16 protein-coding genes and 1 pseudogene are annotated in these 16,607 nt (G+C 62.2%); 8 read left to right on the forward strand and 9 right to left on the reverse strand.

Features of this window, described 5'->3' with window-relative positions; all coding sequences use genetic code 11:
• Nucleotides 1-289: 289 nt before the first annotated feature.
• On the forward strand, nucleotides 290-2,587 hold the full coding sequence (locus AC6R19_RS10615; RefSeq protein WP_500579795.1) for a TonB-dependent receptor: 2,298 nt from the start codon (nucleotides 290-292) through the stop codon (nucleotides 2,585-2,587).
• Nucleotides 2,588-2,809: 222 nt separating this feature from the next.
• Here AC6R19_RS10615 and pgmB read toward each other — a convergent pair whose 3' ends face one another.
• Together pgmB and AC6R19_RS10625 are read right to left on the reverse strand one after the other, a co-directional pair.
• On the reverse strand, nucleotides 2,810-3,487 hold the full coding sequence (gene pgmB / locus AC6R19_RS10620; protein WP_500579796.1) for a beta-phosphoglucomutase: 678 nt from the start codon (nucleotides 3,485-3,487) through the stop codon (nucleotides 2,810-2,812).
• Nucleotides 3,484-5,838: a glycoside hydrolase family 65 protein gene (locus AC6R19_RS10625; RefSeq protein WP_500579797.1), complete on the reverse strand. Its 2,355-nt coding sequence runs from the start codon at nucleotides 5,836-5,838 to the stop codon at nucleotides 3,484-3,486. The genes pgmB and AC6R19_RS10625 overlap by 4 nt, the downstream gene beginning before the upstream one ends.
• A 429-nt stretch (nucleotides 5,839-6,267) precedes the next feature.
• On the opposite strand from AC6R19_RS10625, the gene AC6R19_RS10630 reads away from it, so the two are divergent.
• A complete protein-coding gene (locus tag AC6R19_RS10630; protein ID WP_500579798.1) occupies nucleotides 6,268-7,533 on the forward strand; it encodes an MFS transporter in 1,266 nt (421 codons plus the stop codon).
• A gap of 68 nt (nucleotides 7,534-7,601) precedes the next feature.
• Nucleotides 7,602-8,657: a LacI family DNA-binding transcriptional regulator gene (locus AC6R19_RS10635; RefSeq protein WP_500579799.1), complete on the forward strand. Its 1,056-nt coding sequence runs from the start codon at nucleotides 7,602-7,604 to the stop codon at nucleotides 8,655-8,657.
• A gap of 9 nt (nucleotides 8,658-8,666) precedes the next feature.
• On the opposite strand, the gene AC6R19_RS10640 is transcribed toward AC6R19_RS10635, so the two are convergent.
• Nucleotides 8,667-9,251, reverse strand: coding sequence for an exopolysaccharide biosynthesis protein (locus tag AC6R19_RS10640; protein WP_500579800.1), 585 nt, complete (start codon nucleotides 9,249-9,251; stop codon nucleotides 8,667-8,669).
• Nucleotides 9,252-9,454: 203 nt separating this feature from the next.
• Here AC6R19_RS10640 and AC6R19_RS10645 point away from each other — a divergent pair, with 203 nt between their 5' ends.
• Nucleotides 9,455-9,982: a hypothetical protein gene (locus AC6R19_RS10645; RefSeq protein WP_500579801.1), complete on the forward strand. Its 528-nt coding sequence runs from the start codon at nucleotides 9,455-9,457 to the stop codon at nucleotides 9,980-9,982.
• A gap of 169 nt (nucleotides 9,983-10,151) precedes the next feature.
• Here AC6R19_RS10645 and AC6R19_RS10650 read toward each other — a convergent pair.
• Nucleotides 10,152-10,436: pseudogene (locus AC6R19_RS10650) on the reverse strand (efflux RND transporter permease subunit); the annotation flags it as partial.
• Between the two features lie 533 nt (nucleotides 10,437-10,969).
• Here AC6R19_RS10650 and AC6R19_RS10655 point away from each other — a divergent pair.
• Nucleotides 10,970-11,098 (forward strand): hypothetical protein, encoded by a 129-nt coding sequence (locus tag AC6R19_RS10655; protein WP_500579802.1) that lies wholly within the window; start codon nucleotides 10,970-10,972, stop codon nucleotides 11,096-11,098.
• A 1-nt stretch (nucleotide 11,099) separates the two neighbouring features.
• On the opposite strand, the gene AC6R19_RS10660 is transcribed toward AC6R19_RS10655, so the two are convergent.
• The 3 genes from AC6R19_RS10660 to AC6R19_RS10670 are packed head-to-tail and all read right to left on the reverse strand — an operon-like array spanning nucleotide 11,100 to nucleotide 13,114.
• A complete protein-coding gene (locus AC6R19_RS10660; protein ID WP_500579803.1) occupies nucleotides 11,100-11,747 on the reverse strand; it encodes an NAD-dependent epimerase/dehydratase family protein in 648 nt (215 codons plus the stop codon).
• Nucleotides 11,748-11,801: 54 nt separating this feature from the next.
• Complete coding sequence (locus AC6R19_RS10665) at nucleotides 11,802-12,647, reverse strand: DUF72 domain-containing protein (RefSeq protein WP_500579804.1); 846 nt, start codon at nucleotides 12,645-12,647, stop codon at nucleotides 11,802-11,804.
• Entirely contained in the window at nucleotides 12,644-13,114 is a 471-nt protein-coding gene (locus tag AC6R19_RS10670; protein ID WP_500579805.1) for a DUF6942 family protein, read from the reverse strand. The genes AC6R19_RS10665 and AC6R19_RS10670 overlap by 4 nt, the downstream gene beginning before the upstream one ends.
• Nucleotides 13,115-13,325: 211 nt before the next feature.
• Between AC6R19_RS10670 and AC6R19_RS10675 the strand changes: the two genes are divergently transcribed.
• Together AC6R19_RS10675 and AC6R19_RS10680 are read left to right on the forward strand one after the other, a co-directional pair.
• Nucleotides 13,326-14,258, forward strand: coding sequence for a DMT family transporter (locus tag AC6R19_RS10675; RefSeq protein WP_500579806.1), 933 nt, complete (start codon nucleotides 13,326-13,328; stop codon nucleotides 14,256-14,258).
• A gap of 3 nt (nucleotides 14,259-14,261) precedes the next feature.
• Nucleotides 14,262-14,543, forward strand: coding sequence for a hypothetical protein (locus AC6R19_RS10680; RefSeq protein ID WP_500579807.1), 282 nt, complete (start codon nucleotides 14,262-14,264; stop codon nucleotides 14,541-14,543).
• Between the two features lie 58 nt (nucleotides 14,544-14,601).
• Here the strand turns inward: AC6R19_RS10680 and AC6R19_RS10685 are convergent, their stop codons facing one another.
• Nucleotides 14,602-14,976: a SpoIIAA family protein gene (locus tag AC6R19_RS10685; RefSeq protein ID WP_500579808.1), complete on the reverse strand. Its 375-nt coding sequence runs from the start codon at nucleotides 14,974-14,976 to the stop codon at nucleotides 14,602-14,604.
• Between the two features lie 261 nt (nucleotides 14,977-15,237).
• On the opposite strand from AC6R19_RS10685, the gene AC6R19_RS10690 reads away from it, so the two are divergent.
• Nucleotides 15,238-15,732, forward strand: coding sequence for a SixA phosphatase family protein (locus AC6R19_RS10690; protein WP_500579809.1), 495 nt, complete (start codon nucleotides 15,238-15,240; stop codon nucleotides 15,730-15,732).
• A 157-nt stretch (nucleotides 15,733-15,889) separates the two neighbouring features.
• Here the strand turns inward: AC6R19_RS10690 and AC6R19_RS10695 are convergent, their stop codons facing one another.
• Complete coding sequence (locus tag AC6R19_RS10695) at nucleotides 15,890-16,135, reverse strand: hypothetical protein (RefSeq protein WP_500579810.1); 246 nt, start codon at nucleotides 16,133-16,135, stop codon at nucleotides 15,890-15,892.
• Nucleotides 16,136-16,607 lie beyond the last annotated feature (472 nt).

Raw genomic sequence — 16,607 nt, forward strand, 5'->3', positions numbered from 1 at the left:
AGCCGCTTTGCGGACTTCCGGAGCCGCCCACAATTTGATCGATTCCCGTCAAATTAACACCAAAAAGTAATAAGTGGCTGTAAGTTCGATAGCCAAAACTTCCGAGCAGTCTCTTTTTTGCTGTTGCAATCGATTGCAATGCCGGATTATAGTGATCCGTACGGTGTAATTGGATGGTACCTGCATTGTATTGGTGCATGCAATCGTTTGCATTGAGCGATATAACAGCCAGAAAATTTACACCGCGAATAATAAGTTGCAAAAAAACGAGGACGAGAGGGAAGAGTTGATGAATAAGAATCCTTTGGCCCAGGCAGTGTCCCTGGCGGCAATCTCCCTGGGCTTCAGCGGCGCCCTGGCCGCCCAGCAGGCGAGCCAGCCGACCCCATCCGACGAACTGGTGATGGAGGAAGTGGTGACCACCGGCACCCCCGGAGGCGCCAGTATCCGCAAGCTGGATGCCAGCTTCTCCATTACCACCCTGAGCGACGATGAGATCTCCAAAGTCTCCCCGGCCAGCACCGCGGACCTGATGAAGTCGATTCCCGGTCTGTGGGTGGAGAGCTCCGGCGGCGTGTCCGGCGCCAATATCGATGTGCGCGGCTTCCCCGGCGGCAGCGATGCCCCCTTCGTCACCGTTTCCCTGAACGGCCTGCCGGTCTACCCGGCGCCGACCCTGTCTTTCCTCGAGAACTCCTCGCTGTTCCGCGTCGACGAGACCATCCAGCGCGTCGAGGGCCTGCGCGGCGGCCCCAACCCGGTCTATTCCAACGGCCAGCCGGGCCTGACCACCAACTTTATTCTGAAGGAAGGCACAGAGGAGACGGAGGGCCGGGTCAAGTACACCGCCTCCGACTACGACCTGCAGCGCATGGACGCCCTGCTGACCGGCAAGCTGAGCGATGACGTCTACTACATGATGGGCGGCTACGTCAGCTCCTCCCCCGGCGTGCGCGATGCCGGCTTCAGCGCGGAGGAGGGCCACCAGTTCACCCTGCACCTGACCGCGGAGCTGGACAACGGCGTGGCCGGTTTCTACCTGCGCGATACCGACGACCACGGCACCTGGTACCTGCCCGGCGCCTCGACCCTGCCGGCGGACTACACCCAGGTGGGCCCGAGCAACCGCAAGGTGCTGGTACCGATCAGCCGGGCGGACGGCAGCGGCGGTTCCGAGACCGAGTGGCAGAGTTTCGATATGGGCGAGGGCCGCGGCTGGGACGGCAGCATCGGCGGCGCCTATGTGGAGCTGGACCTGGGCAACGGCTGGAGCCTGACCGACCGCTTCGCCCTGACCGGCGGCAATGCGGACACCCTGGGCTTCGTGCCCAACGGCAGCCCGGTGCGCCTGGACAGCCTGACCGACCTCAACGGCGATCCCATCAGCTCCGCCACCACCGTCTCCGGCACCGCCGTCGGTGGCGATACCCTGGTGCAGCAGTTCGGCCCCTGGGTGGTGCGCAAGGACATAGAGGCGGCCAGCAACGACCTCAGCATCGCCAAGCAGTGGGACAGCGCCAAGATCACCGCCGGCTACTACGCCTCCAGCTGGGAGGTGGACGAGTGGTGGTCCATCGGCAACCAGAAATACTATGTGCTGGGGCACGACGGCGAGCAGATTGCCAGCGGCGGCGATGCCGGCGAGATCGAATGCAATGCCGCCGGCGTGGCGACCTGCGGCTGGAATTACGATGTCGAGGCCGACGGCGACGCCCGCGAGGATGCGCTCTACCTGGCCGGCGAATTCTATGTGGGCGACTTCACCTTCGACCTGGGTGTGCGCTCCGCCAACCGCGAGACCAACTACTCGGTGGATGACGGTGCCCGCGACGGCATCTTCACCACCTACAAGGCAGACGAGGACGGCACCGCCTACACCGCCGCGGTGGACTGGGCCTTCGCCGACAATATGGGCAGCTTCTTCCGCATCAACTCCGGCTTCAAGTTTGCCGACTTCGACAACTACCGCGAGTTCGGCGGCAGCTTCCGCGCCGGTTCCGACCTGGTAATCGATGTGGACCAGGCCGAGTGGGGCTACAAGCTGCAGGACGAGAATTATTCCCTGTTCGCGACCCTCTTCTACAACGAGACCCAGGGCATGCCCGACTGTGTCGTCGGCAGCGACGTCTGCACTCGTCTGGAGACGGAGGCCATGGGGGTGGAGCTGGACGGCAAACTCTACTGGGGCGCTTTCACCCTGGGCCTGAACGCCACCGTGCAGGATGCGGAAATCACCAGCGGTGACTTCGAGGGCAACCAGGTGCAGCGCCAGCCCGAGCACCAGCTGCGCCTGACCCAGAGCTACGACTGGACCCTGAACAACGGCGTGGACCTGTCGCTCTACGGCGCGGTCAGCCGGGTCGGCGAGCGCTACAGCGACAGCGCCAACACCACCACGCTGCCCGCCTATACCAAGGTGGACCTGGGTACCACCCTGTATATCAACGACCTCAGCGTGCAGCTGGCGGTGAACAACCTCACCGACGAAGAGGGGGCCACCGAGGGTGATCCCCGCGATCCGCTGGCGGCCAACGTGCGCTACATACTGCCGCGCAACATCAAGTTGAGCGTCAGTTACGATTTCTAGTCAGTTAGTTTGTCGGCGCGATATCTGCGCTCATTGAGCTTGCCGCACGGATTCCCACCGTGCGGCTTTTTTATTTCCGTAGGAGCGGCCGTTGGCCGCGATCGGACTTTCCGTTTCCACAGAAAAGTGATCATGCGTATTCTATGCAGGATGGAAATGCGCAGCGTGCCCATCAGGGGACCAGTGCCGCGTGTCGAGATCGATCGCGGCCATGGGCCGCTCCTACAAGGAGTTGTCTGCGGCTACGGAAGCAGTGAAAGGTGCAAAGAAACTGCCCGGATCAAATTCAACGAGGCTGTCCAGGAGGTAATCCGCTTCCCGCAACGCCGAGCGATCGCCAACGCCCACCGCCGTCATACCTGCGGCCTTGATCGCGGCCACGCCGGCGGCCGCATCCTCGAACGCCAGGCAGCGTCCCGGCTCGGCGGCCAGACCCCAGGCCGCGGCCAGGAAAATATCCGGCGCCGGTTTGGGCGCGGCTTTGGCCGGATCGGCAATCACCGTAAAGCAGTCGGCAATGCCCAATGCCTCCAGCACCGCCGGTGCATTCTTGCTGGCCGAGGCCAGGCCTATCGGGATGCGCCGGCCGCGCAGCCACGCCAGTAGTTCCCCGGCGCCGGGCAGCAGGTCGCCCGGCGTCAGGCTTTCGATCAGCTCCCGGTAGCAGTCATTCTTGCGCGAGGCCAGCGCGACTTTCTCGTCGTCGCTGAATTCCCAGTTCCGTTCGCCGAGGATCACTTCCAGCGAGGCCATGCGCTCCAGGCCCTTGAGAGACTCCTCCATATTGTCGCCCCAGGGCAGCCGCAGTTCCTCCGCCAACTGGCGCCAGGCCTGCAAGTGCAGGCGGGCGGTGTCGGCGATAACGCCGTCCAGATCGAAAATGGCCGCGCGAAAATTCATACCGCCAGCTCCTGTACCGGTGCCTGCCCACAGGCGAGCGGCTGGCCCGGTTCGCTGAGCCGGAGTATTTCGTCGCGGTGGTGCAATGTGATCGGCTCGCCATTGATAAGCGTGTAACTGGCCCGCTGCCGGTCCACATCCAGCTCCAGCGTGCGGCCGCGGAACTGCAGGCGGAAGCGATAGCCGTCCAGTCCTTCGGGCACGTAGGGATTGAAACTCGGTTCCTCGCCGTGCAGGCGCATGCCAGCAAAGCCCTGCACCAGGCACAGCCAGGTGCCGCCCATGCAGGCGGTGTGAATGCCGTGCTGGGTGTTGTTGTGGTGGTTGTCCAGGTCCATGCGCGCCACCTGCTGGAAATAGCCCAGGGCCTTGTCCGGGTAGCCCACCTCGCTGGCGATGATACTGTGAATGCAGGCGGACAGGGTGGAGTCGTGGGTGGTGCGCGGCTCGTAGAAATCGAAGTCGCGGCGCTTCTGCTCCAGGGTGAATTCCGAACCCTGCAGCAAGAGGCCGAGGATCACATCCGCCTGCTTGCACACCTGGTGGCGGTAGATCACCAGCGGGTGGTAGTGCAGCAGCAGCGGGTAATGGTCTGCCGGAGTATTGGCGAAATCCCACTCCGGCTTGTCGAGGAAGCCGTCGTCTTGTGGGTGAATGCCGAGTTCCTTATCCTCCGGCAGGTACATGGCGTCCGCGGCGCGGCGCCAGGCCTGCGGCTCTTCTTCATGCAACTGAATGCGCCGTGCCAGTTCGGCGGCGGCTTCGGGCGCATTGGCCCGCAGCCAGTCGTAGACCTCGCAGGCATAGTCCAGGTGCGCGCGGGCCATCAAATTCGTATAGAAGTTGTTGTCCACCAGCGCCGTGTATTCGTCCGGCCCGGTGACTTCGTTGATGCAGAATTGGTTGCCGCGGCGCGGATTGAAATGGCCTATCTCCAGCCACAGGCGCGCGCCCTCGATCACTATCTCCGCGCCCTTGTCGCGCAGGAATTCCGTATCGCCGGTGGCGCGGCAATAGTGGCACACCGCGTAGGCGATATCCGCGTTGATGTGGAACTGGGCCGTGCCGGCGGGATAGTAGGCGGAGCACTCCTCGCCGCTGATGGTGCGCCACGGGAAGAGGGCGCCCTTGTTGACCGCCAGTTCCCGCGCCCGCGCCCGCGCCGCATCGAGTATCGAGTGGCGATACTCCAGCAGCCCGCGCGCCAGCTGCGGCTGGGTGTAGAGGAAAAACGGCAGGATATAGATTTCCGTATCCCAGAAATAGTGACCCTCGTAGCCGTCGCCGGACAGCCCCTTGGCGGCGATATTGGTGCGGCCGTCGCGGCCCAGGGACTGGAACAGGTGGAACAGATTGAAGCGCATGCCCTGCTGCAGGGCGTCGTCGCCGCGCACTTCCACGTCTGCATTAGTCCAGAAACTGTCCAGTTCGCGGCATTGAATTTCCGCGTAGTCGTCGATAGTTTTTTCAGCGCAATTCGCTAAACAGTCGCGCAATTGGGCCGCGCTGATCGAGCCTTCTTTTTGCTCGGCGAAATGGGCCACGTACTTTGTCAGGCGGATCGGCTGGCCGCGGCGCGCGGCGAAACGGTATTCCACCGAGACACGGTCGTCGTCCTGGGAATTTTCCAGCTGGCAGTCGCCGTCGAATTCAATTTTATGCAGAGCCCCAGAGCCGACAGTAAAGCCGCTGCTCAGGACTTGCTGCACCAGGGCCAGCTGTTCGCCTTCCGCAAGACTTTCCTGCAATTGAATGTCGGCTCTGTCGATCGGCGAGGCCAGGCGCGGGTCATCGCTCTTCTCCGCCTGCGCCAGGCCCGCATCCAGGGCGGAGACCAGGCGCACCTCACCGTCGAAATCCAGCGGCGTCAGCTGGTAGTGCACCAGATAAAGATGTTTTTCGGTCAGGGAAACCAGGCGGCGGCAGTGCAGTTCCATGGTCTTGCCATTCGGCGAGCGCCAGCGCAGTTTCCTGTGCAGCAGGCCCGCGGCCATATCCAGGCGGCGCTCGTAGTCGAGCAGCTCGCCCTCGGCCAGGGAGAAGTGCTCGCCGTTGATCCACAGCCGGATCGACTTGCCGTTGGGCACCGTCAGCATGCGCTGGTTGTTCTTCGCATAGCCGTAGGCGCTCTCGCCGTAGGTGATGGGCTCGCTGGCGTAGACGCCATTCAGGTAGCAGCCGTCGGCGAAGGGCTCCGGGGCGAAGCCCTCCTCGAAGGCGCCGCGCAGGCCGATAAAACCGTTGCCGAGGGAGAAGAGGGTGGCGTTGAGGCCGTAATCCTGCGGGTGGAAGTCGCGCTCCACCAGTTCCCAGGGGTGCACCTGATGATTGGGTTTTTGTTGTTGCTGCATACCACCACCGCGTGTCGGGATTGAACGGAGCGGGTGTGCACACCCGCGGGGCGCCGGGCGCCGTTGCGGTCAGTCTAGCGCCTTTCGTGGATTATTTGCAATCGATTGCAGAGTAGGTGGGTGAACCTGAACAGGACAGCTTGCATACTGTCGATTATCTCTGTAACCAACTGATTTATAAGTAATTTTTAGAGGTATGCGATGACCGCCGAACCGGGAAAACGCGACTGGTCACCATTTTCAGGCGCGATTGTTACCGATATTTTGCAAACGATTGCACTATCCTGGCGCTTCCGCCATACTGGTGCCCGACGCCGGTGCAGTATCCGGTGTTACCCGGAGCCGCTTTCCGGCTTGGATGAAAAATGTACAATAACGAGCCGGCACAGCCCCCGGGGCCAAAGCCGCAGACACAATAAAGAAGCCGCTATGAACAACCAGCGCATACTGCTCTCCCTCTTCGCCATCTACCTGGTATTCGCGATACTGCTGAACAGCGTCGGCACCGTGATACTGCAGGTGATCAACAGCTACGGCGTCAGCAAGTCCGCCGCCAGTGTGCTGGAGGGCTTCAAGGATCTCCCGATTGGAATCGTGTCCTTCCTGGTGGCCTCGCAGCTGCCGCGCTTCGGTTTCAAGAACGCGATGCTGACCGGCCTGGGCATAGTCACCGCCGCCTGCCTGTGCATGCCGCTGCTGCCGGGCTTCTGGACCGCCAAGCTGCTGTTCCTGTCCGTGGGCGTTTCCTTCGCGCTGGTCAAGGTCGCCGTCTACTCCTCCATCGGCCTGCTGGCGCGGGACCGCAAGGAACACGCGGGTATGGTAAATACCCTGGAGGGGGTGTTTATGCTGGGCGTGCTCGGCGGCTACTGGCTGTTCAGCGCCTTTATCGATTCCGCCGATCCGACCTCCACCGCCTGGCTGAACGTCTACTGGGTGCTGGCCGGCATCTGCGCGCTGGCGTTTGTGCTGCTGTGGTCCACGGAAATGGACGAGTCCGGCACCCGCGTCGAGGGCGACAGCCCGCTGCGGGAATTCTTCGCGATGCTGCGCCTGGTGGCCAGGCCGCTGGTGTGCATCTATGTGATTTCCGCTTTCGTGTATGTGCTGATAGAGCAGGGCATAGGCACCTGGCTGCCCACCTTCAACAACGAAATCCTCAAGCTGCCGGCGGCCATGAGCGTGCAGGCCACCAGCATCTTCGCCGCCGGCCTGGCCGTAGGTCGCCTCGGCGCCGGCGCCATCATGCGCCGCATGCACTGGTACCCGGTGCTGAATGTCTGCCTGCTGGCGATGGCGGCGCTGGTGGTGCTGACCCTGCCGCTCGCGGACAATGTGCAGGCCAACCCGGATATCAACTGGCTCAACGCCCCGGTGGCCGCCTTTATCCTGCCGCTGATCGGCCTGTTTATGGCCCCTATCTATCCGGCCATCAATTCGGTCATGCTGAGTTCATTGCCGAAACACCAGCACTCGGCGATGACCGGCCTGCTGGTGATCTTCTCCGCCCTCGGCGGCACCACCGGCTCGCTGATCACCGGTTCGGTGTTCGAGACCTTCGACGGCCGGTTCGCCTTCTACCTGTCGCTGGTGCCGATCGGTGTGATCCTGGTCAGCCTGTTCTTTTTCCGCCGCGCGGTGGAGCGGGATGGGCGGGCGGATTTCGCCGGCGCCGCAGCTTCCGCCTCCCATTGATGGTCGTTTTACAATCCATTGCAGCCCGCCTAAGATGGCGCCTTTGCAGTTTTTAAGGTGAAGGTGCCGTGCCCAAGGATTCCCCCGCTCCCGTTTCCATGTCCGATATCGCGCGCCTGGCGGGAGTGTCCGAATCCACCGTGTCGCGGGCGCTGAACAACAACCCGCTGATCAACGAGAAGACCCGCGAGCGCATCCAGAAAATCGCTCGCTCGATGAACTACAAGATCAACGAGAGCGCGCGCAACCTGCGCCTGCAGCGCAGTCACACCATCTCGGTGGTCATCAATACCGGCAAGGCGGGCGGCCAGTCCTTCTCCGACCCCTTTATGATCGACATGATCGGTGCCATCGCCGACCAGCTGGCGCGGCACAAGTACGACCTGCTGTTTTCCAGCAGTATCGTCACCAGCGCCGACTGGCACGCCTACCTGCTCGGTTCCCGCCGCGCCGACGGTGTTATCGTGATTGGCCAGGGCACGGACGACAGCCCGCTGCGCGAACTGCACAAACTTGGCGATCCGCTGGTGGTCTGGGGTGGCACGCGCAAACCCGGTTCCGACTACTGCATCGTCAGCAGTGACAACCGGATGGGTGGACTCCAGGCCACCGAGCACCTGATCGAACTGGGCCGGCGCAGGATCGTCTTTCTCGGCGATATCGCCCACCCGGAGATAGAGGCGCGTTTTCGGGGCTATCTGGACGCGCTGAAGGATGCCGGCCTGGAGGCCGGCGAGCGCCATATAGGTGCGGCCTTCTCCATAGAATCCGGTTACCAGGCTGTGATGGAGCTACTGAAGAGCGGCACTTCCGACTTCGACGCCATCTTCGCCGCCAGCGACAATATCGCCATGGGTGCCATCAAGGCGCTGCAGGCCAGGGGCATCAGGATACCCTCGGATGTGGCGGTGGTCGGCTTCGACGATATCCCCATAGCCCCCTTCTACACGCCGCCGCTGACCACGGTGCGCCAGAATATCCACCGCGGCGGCGAGCTGCTGGTGGAGAGGGTCATGCAACTGGTGGCGGGCCGGGAGGCGGAATCGGAAGTCCTGCCCACGGAACTGGTGGTGCGGGCCTCCTGCGGTGCCGACCCGGACTACCAGCCCGCGCCGGCCGGCTAGCGGAACTGGCTAAAGCAGGGTGCCGACAATCAGCCCGAAGACAAAGGCGGTAACCGCAAAGGCGAACAGCGCCAGGGCGCCGTCGTGGGCCACCAGTGCCAGCCCGAAGGCAGCCAGTGCCATGCCGGCGGTGGTCGCGGAAAAGGGCACTAACTCCATCACCGGCAGCGCCAGCGCAATCACCGCGCAGATGGCCGCGATCACATAAGTGCCGGCGCGGCCCACCAGGAACACCAGCCGCGGCTGCAGCCAGCGGTCGATCAACCGCGCCGGCTTCTCCAGCCAGTTCAATGCCCGGATCATCTTCCCCTTGGAAATGGAACGCCGCAGCACCCACTGCGGCAGCCAGAAATGGCTGCGCCCCAGCAGCAACTGCACCGCCGTCAGCAGGACCAGCACCGCCATGATCGTAGGCACGCCGGGGATACCGGAGAGTGGCGAGAAAAGAATAATCCCCACCAACAGCAACAGCGGTGCAAAGGAGCGCTGTCCCACTGCCCGCACCACCAGGTCCAGCGAAACCCGCTTGCGGCGCCTGGCCGTCTTGGCGATGTGATCCAGCAGTTGGGTCAGGCTGGTGAACTCTCGGGGCATGGTCCGGGCCCTTCACTGTCGGGGACTCATTCCAGTATATGTATTGGGCCTGTTCCGGCCCCTCCGTTTCCGGCGGGAACCTTTTCTCCGCTCGCTGCGTGTTAGTCAGCGCAACTGATCAATTTTCTGATAACACACGCGATAGGAGTCGGATCATGAAGACGCAAGGCAAATTACTTTCAGCTCTGTTGGTTTCTGCAGTCATGGGTGCCGCATCAGTGCCGGCAATGGCGCAGGTGTCCGCCGAAGCGGAAGTCTCGGCCAGTGCCAGCACCAGCGTGCGGACCGGCGATCGAGCCGACGCTTCCACCGAAAGCGAGCTGGATGTGCGCATGAGCGTGGTGAGCGACAGCGAGGGCGCCGATGGCGGGATCGATTCTCTGTCCCTGCCCGCCGAGGCCAGCGAAGAGGCCCATGCCAACGCCGCCTTCGGCCTGCAGACCGCCAATGATGCCCGCCAGCGCGGCGAGGCGAGCGCCGAGGCTGCGGCTGAATCCGCCGATGCGATAGCCGAGGCTGCCATTGATGCCGCCGAAGCCACCGCCGAGGCGGCTCAGGCCGCTGCCGAGGCCACCGCCGACGCGGCTCAGGACGCCGCGGCCGCCGCCCTGGAGGCCGCCACCGAAACTGCCGCGCAGGCTGCCGACGAGGTCGCCGATGCCTCTGCCGAAGCAGCTGCCGACGTCGCCGCCGAAACCGCGGCGGAGGCCGCACTCAACGGCGGTATCTGAGCGCCGGGTAACGCTCACCCATTGGGGGAACCACCTTGTAGGAGCCTGCTTGCAGGCGAAGGCTACGGAGCCCCGTTCTTGTTCGCCTGCAGGCAGGCTCCTACAGGGGTGAGTCGTTACAGCGCCGAATAGCAGCTGGCCCTTCAGGGGCCGGCTGTTTTTTATGTATCTACTGCGGCGGCTTCGCCGCCGTTGCCGGTTCGCGGCGCAGCCTCTGGTGCCAGTTGAGCACCATCACCGTCAGTGCCGGCAGCGGGGTCAGGCTCACCAGGGTGGCGCCGACGATGCCGCTCATCACGATGATGCCGACCCCGCGATGGAGCTCCGTGCCGGCGCCGGGCAGGAACACCAGCGGCGCCAGGCCGCAGATGGTGGTGATGGTCGAAATGGCGATGGGGCGCAGGCGCGAGCTCACCCCTTCCTGCATCGCGGCCGCATGTCCTCCTTCCGGGTACTGGTGATGGCGCTGTGCATTCCGCCGAGCCCAGTTCGGAGGTTGAGCGCATTTCCTACAGCTAGAGGATACTGTGCAGGTACTCCTCTTACTCGATCAGGATTTCCTTTTCGATGTCCTGGGTCGTGGCGCCGGGCCAGAGGGGCTGAGTGGAGATGGTGCGTACCTCCAGGTCGGGAATCATCTGCACCGGGTTGGCAGGGCGACCACCACGCCGAGAATGGCGATGATCAGGACGCTGACCGCCACCAGTATGCCGTTGCGGACAATATGTTCGAACATGGTGTGGCGGTTTGCTGGTCGAAGAGTCTCCATCCTCAATGGCACCTCCTGGCTCTCCCGCTCCGGCAGCTCCTCGGGTCTTGGCCCTCAGCGCACCCTACGATCACAGATATCAGATATCCATGATAGCCAGCTGTTATATCGCATTGATCATAAATAGTTCATTTCTATCAAAGCCAGTGAAAAAATCCATTTAATCCGCGAGCCGCGCCCCGCTACTCTGGCGGGACTTCAGACCAAAGGAGGGAAGCATGAAAACCGTCGTATCCATCATCAGCCGATCTGTCCGCGCCGACACCCGCCCGCAACCGCAGACCGCCGAGTGCAACTACCCGGACAACTACTACGGGGACCAGGTCTGCGTGCTGCGCGGCAACTGAGTTAGCAGTTGAACAGCTCGTCCAGCGCAAATGCCTCCACACCCGAGCCCTGCGTCGCGCTCACCGCCACCATCTTTGCGGCAACCTGTTCGCCACGGATGGGGCGGTAGCGGCGCAGGCCGGGCAGGGTGCACAGCAGCGGCAGCAGCCAGCCGCCCAGCTTCTCGCCGATGCGCAGCTCCTCCCGCTCGCCGAGCAACAGTGAGGGACGGAAGATGCTGATGCGCTCGAAGGGCAGTTGCAAAACTTCCCGCTCCAACTCGCCCTTCATCTTCAGATAGGCGCTGTGACTGTCGGCATTGGCGCCGCTGGAGGAGACCAGCAGATAGTGGTCCACGCCCCTGTCGGCGGCCAGCTGCGCGGCCTGAAGCTGGTAGCCCACATCCACCCTGCGCTGGGCTTGCAGGGAACCGGCGCGACTCCTTGTGGTGCCGAGACAGGAAAACAGCAGGTCGCCATCGAACAGCGACGCGCGTTCATCCAGCCGCTCGAAATCCACCACCTCGTTGCGGACCTTGGTGGAAGAGTGCGGTGCCGGGCGCCGGGTGATGGTCACCACTTCCCGGATGTGGTCGGCGGCCGCCAGCTGATCGACCAGGGCGCGGCCGATCAGGCCGGTGGCGCCGATAACCAGTGCTTTCTTGCGCATAGATTTTCCCGGGCGTGGATCTGGATAAGGGATTGTGCCAGCAGAACCCTCGGCCTAGAACAGCCCCATCTGCGGTTTTTTTTCGTCGAGGGACAATGCGTTCGCCTGGGGCACCCGTTCGCTCAGCAACTCGCTCCACAGGGCGGCCAGGGACAGGGCTTCGCCCTTGTCCGGCATATGCATAAAGACGAAGGGCCGCCTCCCTTCCCCGATCCAGGCGCCCACCCGCTCGACCCAGGGCGCCAGGTAGCGGCGGTTGGTCTCCAGGTCGGGGTGGCCGACATAGCGGATCACCGACGGCGCCTCCACCGGGAGCAGGTGCACCGGGACCCTGGGCTTTTTGCGCTGGGCGTCGCGGGTTGTCTCGCTGTCCGGGGCCGCGGCGAAAAGTGCGCGGCTGTCAAAGCACACCCGGGCGATCTTCCGCTCCCGCAGGCCGCGATTCAGGGCCCTCTCGGCTTCGCCCTTGCTGAAAAAGGCATTGTGACGGACCTCGACAGCGCAGGTCAGGGGCGCGGGCAGGGCATCGACAAACCGCCACAGGTTGTCCAGGTGCTCGGGCCCGAATGCGGCGGGAAGCTGCACGAGAAAGGGGCCCAGTACATCCTCGAGGGGAGCGATAATGTCCAGGAAGGCCTGTACCTGGGCGTCCGCTCCTGCCAGCAGCTGGTCGTGGCTGATCTCCCGCGGAAACTTGAACAGGAAGCGGAAGTCGTCGGGCACCTGTGCCCGCCACTGCCGGCACTGCTCCGGGCTGGGGGTGGCGTAAAAGGTGGTATTGCCCTCGACACAGTTGAGGACCTGGCTGTAGCGCTCGAGCGGGCTCGAGCCCGAGGGCAGCCGCGGGTTCCAGGTGGGATGTTGCCACTGGGGGCAGCCGAGGAAATAGGGGAGTGTCATTTGGCGTAGAACTCCTGACTATCCAGGGCGGAGCGGATATTACTCACCAATGCGTTGCTGAGTTGCCGGTAGTCCGGGTAGGGCGTCAGCAGCAGGCGCATGTCCGGATCGATAAAAATGCCGGCACTGTCGGCCAGCGGCTGCGCACTGTGGTGCAGCTTGCCGAAGCGCTGCAGGTTGTCCTTGCCACCGATCCAGTGCCAGCCGGCTGTCCCGGTCAGCCGCGGGGCAAAGCAGAGCGCCGTCTGCCGGAACAGCTCCTCATCCCTGAAGCGACGCCAGTCGTCGGCTTTTGGGCTCGCGATCTTGGCCAGCAGGGTCACTATCTTGCGCCAGTGGTTGGAGTTGGCGGCGATCAGTGCCTGGGCGCTGGGGGTGTCCACCAGCTGCGCCAGATCGTTCGGTTGATGGGGCAGGTAGAGCACCAGTCTCGGATGGGGCGCGCCCAGGTAGTCGGCAGGAGGCATGGATGAAGTACTCGCATGGAAGAAAAAAGGGGCCGGTTTATTTTCCGCGGGGCATGCTCCGGTTCAACCCGCAGCGCGACTCGCGGCCACAAGGTGATCAATCAGCGCCTGCGCGAATGGCGCCAGGAACGCACGCTCGGCGCCGCGGGTCAGGCTCCCGCATTCGACAATGGCGAAAAGCCAATTCTAACAAGGACTTGGGATGTGTAGGATGCGGGTTGTTGTATTCCCACTGAGCCGACCCCCGATGCGTACACAGTTCACCCCCCACCAACTGGGCATTGCCCTGGCGGTTCTCGCTGCATTCGGTTTCTCGTTCAAGGCGATTTTCGTGAAGCTGGCCTACCAGTCTGCCGAAGTCGACGCGGTTACCCTGCTGTCCCTGCGGATGATCTTCTCCCTGCCCCTGTTCCTGCTGATGGGCCTTGCATACCTGCGCGGCGGTCCCAGGCTTGGCCCGAAGGACTGGTTGCTGCTGGTCCTGCTCGGCCTGTCCGGCTACTACGGTGCGTCGATACTGGATTTTATGGGGCTGGAATATATTTCGGCGGGGCTGGAGCGGGTCATTCTTTTTACCTATCCCACCATCACCATACTGATAGGCCTGCTCTTCCTGGACAAGCCTTTCAGCCCCAGGCTTATCCTCGCTTTGGGGCTCTGCTATGCGGGCGTCAGCCTGGTGTTCATCAGTGACAAGCAGATAACGGGGGTCGGCGCCGCGCCGCTGCTCGGTGCCGCCCTGGTCTTCGGTTCGGCGGTGCTCTATGCCGGCTATAGCGCCTTTTCAGAAGTTTCGATCAGGAAGCTCGGTGCGGCCCGTTTCTCCGTCCTGGCGCTCGTCGTCTCCATCCTGGCCGCCCAGTTTCACTTCCTGGCGGTAAACCCGGTGAGTGACCTGGTGCAACCGCTGCCGGTGTACGCCTATAGCGCCGCCATGGCCCTGTTCTCGACCGCAATGCCGATCTTCCTGCAATCCGCCGCCGTCCAGCGTATCGGCGCGGACCGGACCGTCCTTGTGGGTATGCTGGGGCCTATCATGACGATCTTTTTCAGCTGGCTTATTTTGTCTGAGCCGATCACCTGGGTGCAGCTTTCAGGAACCGGGTTGGTTCTTATGGGAGTCTATCAGCTTCGGAAGGCGTGACCGATGGAAGGGTACTTCACTCCGACAGGTACCGCTGCAATCCCGCCGCCGGGGCATCGAAGACCGCGCGGCAGGCGAGCCGGCGACTTCTTCGGTCCCCGCGCCGGCAACAACTGGTTCGCCCAGGGCCTGGTCAAGCCGGGCCGCGTCGTTACCAGAATCAACAACCCGGACCGCCCCGGCGTCGGCCACCAGTGGTCCTACCTGCCGGACGCGGCGCGCGCAATGGTGCAGCTGCTGGACGTGCCGGGCCGGGAACCGGTGTGGCGGTGGAGGAGACGCTGAGGGGGCTCAAGTGCCTGCCTTGAGACGGTTGAAGGTTTCGTCACCCCGTTACAGGTTTTCAGGCGGAGTCGCTATTCAGCCAGGCTTCCGCGTTTGCCTTTTGACTGCGAGCAAATGCCCTGATTTTCAGCCCTGGAAACAGGGTGCCCTCCAGCTCACTGATTCTGCCTATCCAGTCCTCATCCGTCAGCACGGCCACCTTGCTGAATTTGCGGATAAACTTCAGCATCGAGGGGAGGCGGGAGAACTCTACACCGATAGCGCTGACAGAGGGCAGATTGTATTCGATAACATCGAAAAGCATTTTTCCCTTCTCGATGCCACCGGATTTTTCCAGTAGCGCATCCAGGGCCTGTTTCATCGCCTCGGCGTCCAGTTTGCCGCTTATGGCGATATCCAGGCGGTTACTGCCGGCTCTCTCCACCTTGAACATAAAATCTCCTCGGGGGTTCCGTACCTTTGTAGTTTAAGGGGCGGGCAATCCGTATAGTTGCTTTGGAGTAGCTGCTCTCCCCTCTCCCGCTTGCGGGGGAGGGGCCGGGGAGGGGGTTCTGCAGCGCGATGCTCCGCAGTGAGGAAACCTGGAGTGCCCGGGAGCAGGTGAACCGGAACAAGGCCGCCATCACCGCCACCGCTGGTATTCCCCGAATTTTCGGCCAATACTGCTACGACAGCACGCGATCCGGGCACTCCCATGAAAAAGCTCACGCTGATCCGGCACGCCAAATCCAGCTGGGATGACCCCGCCCTGGACGATTTCGACCGTCCCCTCAACAAGCGCGGTGAGCGCGACCTCCCGGCAATGGCCCAGCGAGTGCGCGAATTCGGCCTGGTGCCGGACCGGCTGCTGACCAGCGGTGCAGTCCGGGCGCTCACTACCGCCGAGGCCCTGGCCGATGCGCTGGAACTGAGCAGCGACCGGATGCTGGTAGAATCGGAACTCTATGCGGCCAGCTGCCAGACGCTGTTGCACTATCTGCAACAGCAGAACGATCACTGGCATCACCTGATGGTGGTCGGACACAACCCGGGGCTGGAAAGCCTGGGTTATCATCTCACCCATGAACATCTGGCCAAGTTTCCCACCGCCGCGGTGCTGCATATCCATCTGAAGATTACCCGCTGGCGTGAACTGGAGGAATTCTGTGGTACCGTCGAACTTTTCGACTACCCGAAACTTCATCGATAGTTCTTATAGTTTTTGGGGAGGCGTCTACCAGGCTGATGAAAATAGTAGGTTTCTTACGCTGTTTATGCGCGCAGCGCATAGCGTAGGCCGCCCTGCGGAGGCGCGCAGCGCCGGAGCGTACTGACTGGCCTGGTTAAGTGAGACCACCATAGCAGACTCACTCATTGGACTTCTTTGCTGAATCCATGACAACCTTTAAAAGGCCCTGAGGGCTCTCTATGTCGTATACTTCTATCCGGTTACCCAAATATTTGACCAAAGGGTGATCATCAATATTTTCAGAAATGATTTCCTCATTTGGTCCGAGGACCGCTGCAAGCTCTTCTTTAGAATGCGCCAAGGTGATCCAGCCACAACCTCCATGCTGATAATCGTGTATCACCAAGAACCTTTTCTTATCCATATGGATAGTTTTCTCACTTAACGCCGCGCGCGGGCGCGGGCGCGGCTTACTTTGGGCGCTTTATTGCGCAAAAATGGGAGCGTAGCGACCGCGCAATAAAGTGCACAAAGTGAGCCGTCGCTCTGCAGCGCCTTTTAGTGTCATTGGTACGGAATTGGATTTGACATCCAAGCGGACCAAGATAGATCACGCCCAAGTAAAGTATCGCCCTCCCAGCTGCAGTTAATTTCATAAATACTGCCTGGAAGTATTCTTTGCGTTAATGTTGTTCTCGCACCGCCCTGCATAAAATTACATGTAATGTCAAATTCATATTTGCCAGGAAGGACGATAATCTGAGAAGGGTACATACCTATACCTTTGTAGTGGTCAAGTGATTTAGGCCACCGTCTTTTGAGTTTTCCAGTAGGCCTGCTCTGCCACATTGGGCGGCAACCCGTCGTTGTGCTTATGCGGCCGCAACGCGCTGTAA

The sequence above is a fragment of the Microbulbifer sp. SE14 genome (assembly GCF_059834885.1).

Coding starts and splice junctions, on each gene's coding strand:
- AC6R19_RS10615 (WP_500579795.1), top strand. CDS start 290: ATGAATAAGAATCCTTTGGCCCAGGCAGTGTCCCTGGCGGCAATCTCC.
- pgmB (WP_500579796.1), bottom strand. CDS start 3,487: ATGAATTTTCGCGCGGCCATTTTCGATCTGGACGGCGTTATCGCCGAC.
- AC6R19_RS10625 (WP_500579797.1), bottom strand. CDS start 5,838: ATGCAGCAACAACAAAAACCCAATCATCAGGTGCACCCCTGGGAACTG.
- AC6R19_RS10630 (WP_500579798.1), top strand. CDS start 6,268: ATGAACAACCAGCGCATACTGCTCTCCCTCTTCGCCATCTACCTGGTA.
- AC6R19_RS10640 (WP_500579800.1), bottom strand. CDS start 9,251: ATGCCCCGAGAGTTCACCAGCCTGACCCAACTGCTGGATCACATCGCC.
- AC6R19_RS10645 (WP_500579801.1), top strand. CDS start 9,455: ATGGGTGCCGCATCAGTGCCGGCAATGGCGCAGGTGTCCGCCGAAGCG.
- AC6R19_RS10655 (WP_500579802.1), top strand. CDS start 10,970: ATGAAAACCGTCGTATCCATCATCAGCCGATCTGTCCGCGCCGACACC.
- AC6R19_RS10660 (WP_500579803.1), bottom strand. CDS start 11,747: ATGCGCAAGAAAGCACTGGTTATCGGCGCCACCGGCCTGATCGGCCGC.
- AC6R19_RS10665 (WP_500579804.1), bottom strand. CDS start 12,647: ATGACACTCCCCTATTTCCTCGGCTGCCCCCAGTGGCAACATCCCACC.
- AC6R19_RS10670 (WP_500579805.1), bottom strand. CDS start 13,114: ATGCCTCCTGCCGACTACCTGGGCGCGCCCCATCCGAGACTGGTGCTC.
- AC6R19_RS10675 (WP_500579806.1), top strand. CDS start 13,326: ATGCGGGTTGTTGTATTCCCACTGAGCCGACCCCCGATGCGTACACAG.
- AC6R19_RS10680 (WP_500579807.1), top strand. CDS start 14,262: ATGGAAGGGTACTTCACTCCGACAGGTACCGCTGCAATCCCGCCGCCG.
- AC6R19_RS10685 (WP_500579808.1), bottom strand. CDS start 14,976: ATGTTCAAGGTGGAGAGAGCCGGCAGTAACCGCCTGGATATCGCCATA.
- AC6R19_RS10690 (WP_500579809.1), top strand. CDS start 15,238: ATGAAAAAGCTCACGCTGATCCGGCACGCCAAATCCAGCTGGGATGAC.
- AC6R19_RS10695 (WP_500579810.1), bottom strand. CDS start 16,135: ATGGATAAGAAAAGGTTCTTGGTGATACACGATTATCAGCATGGAGGT.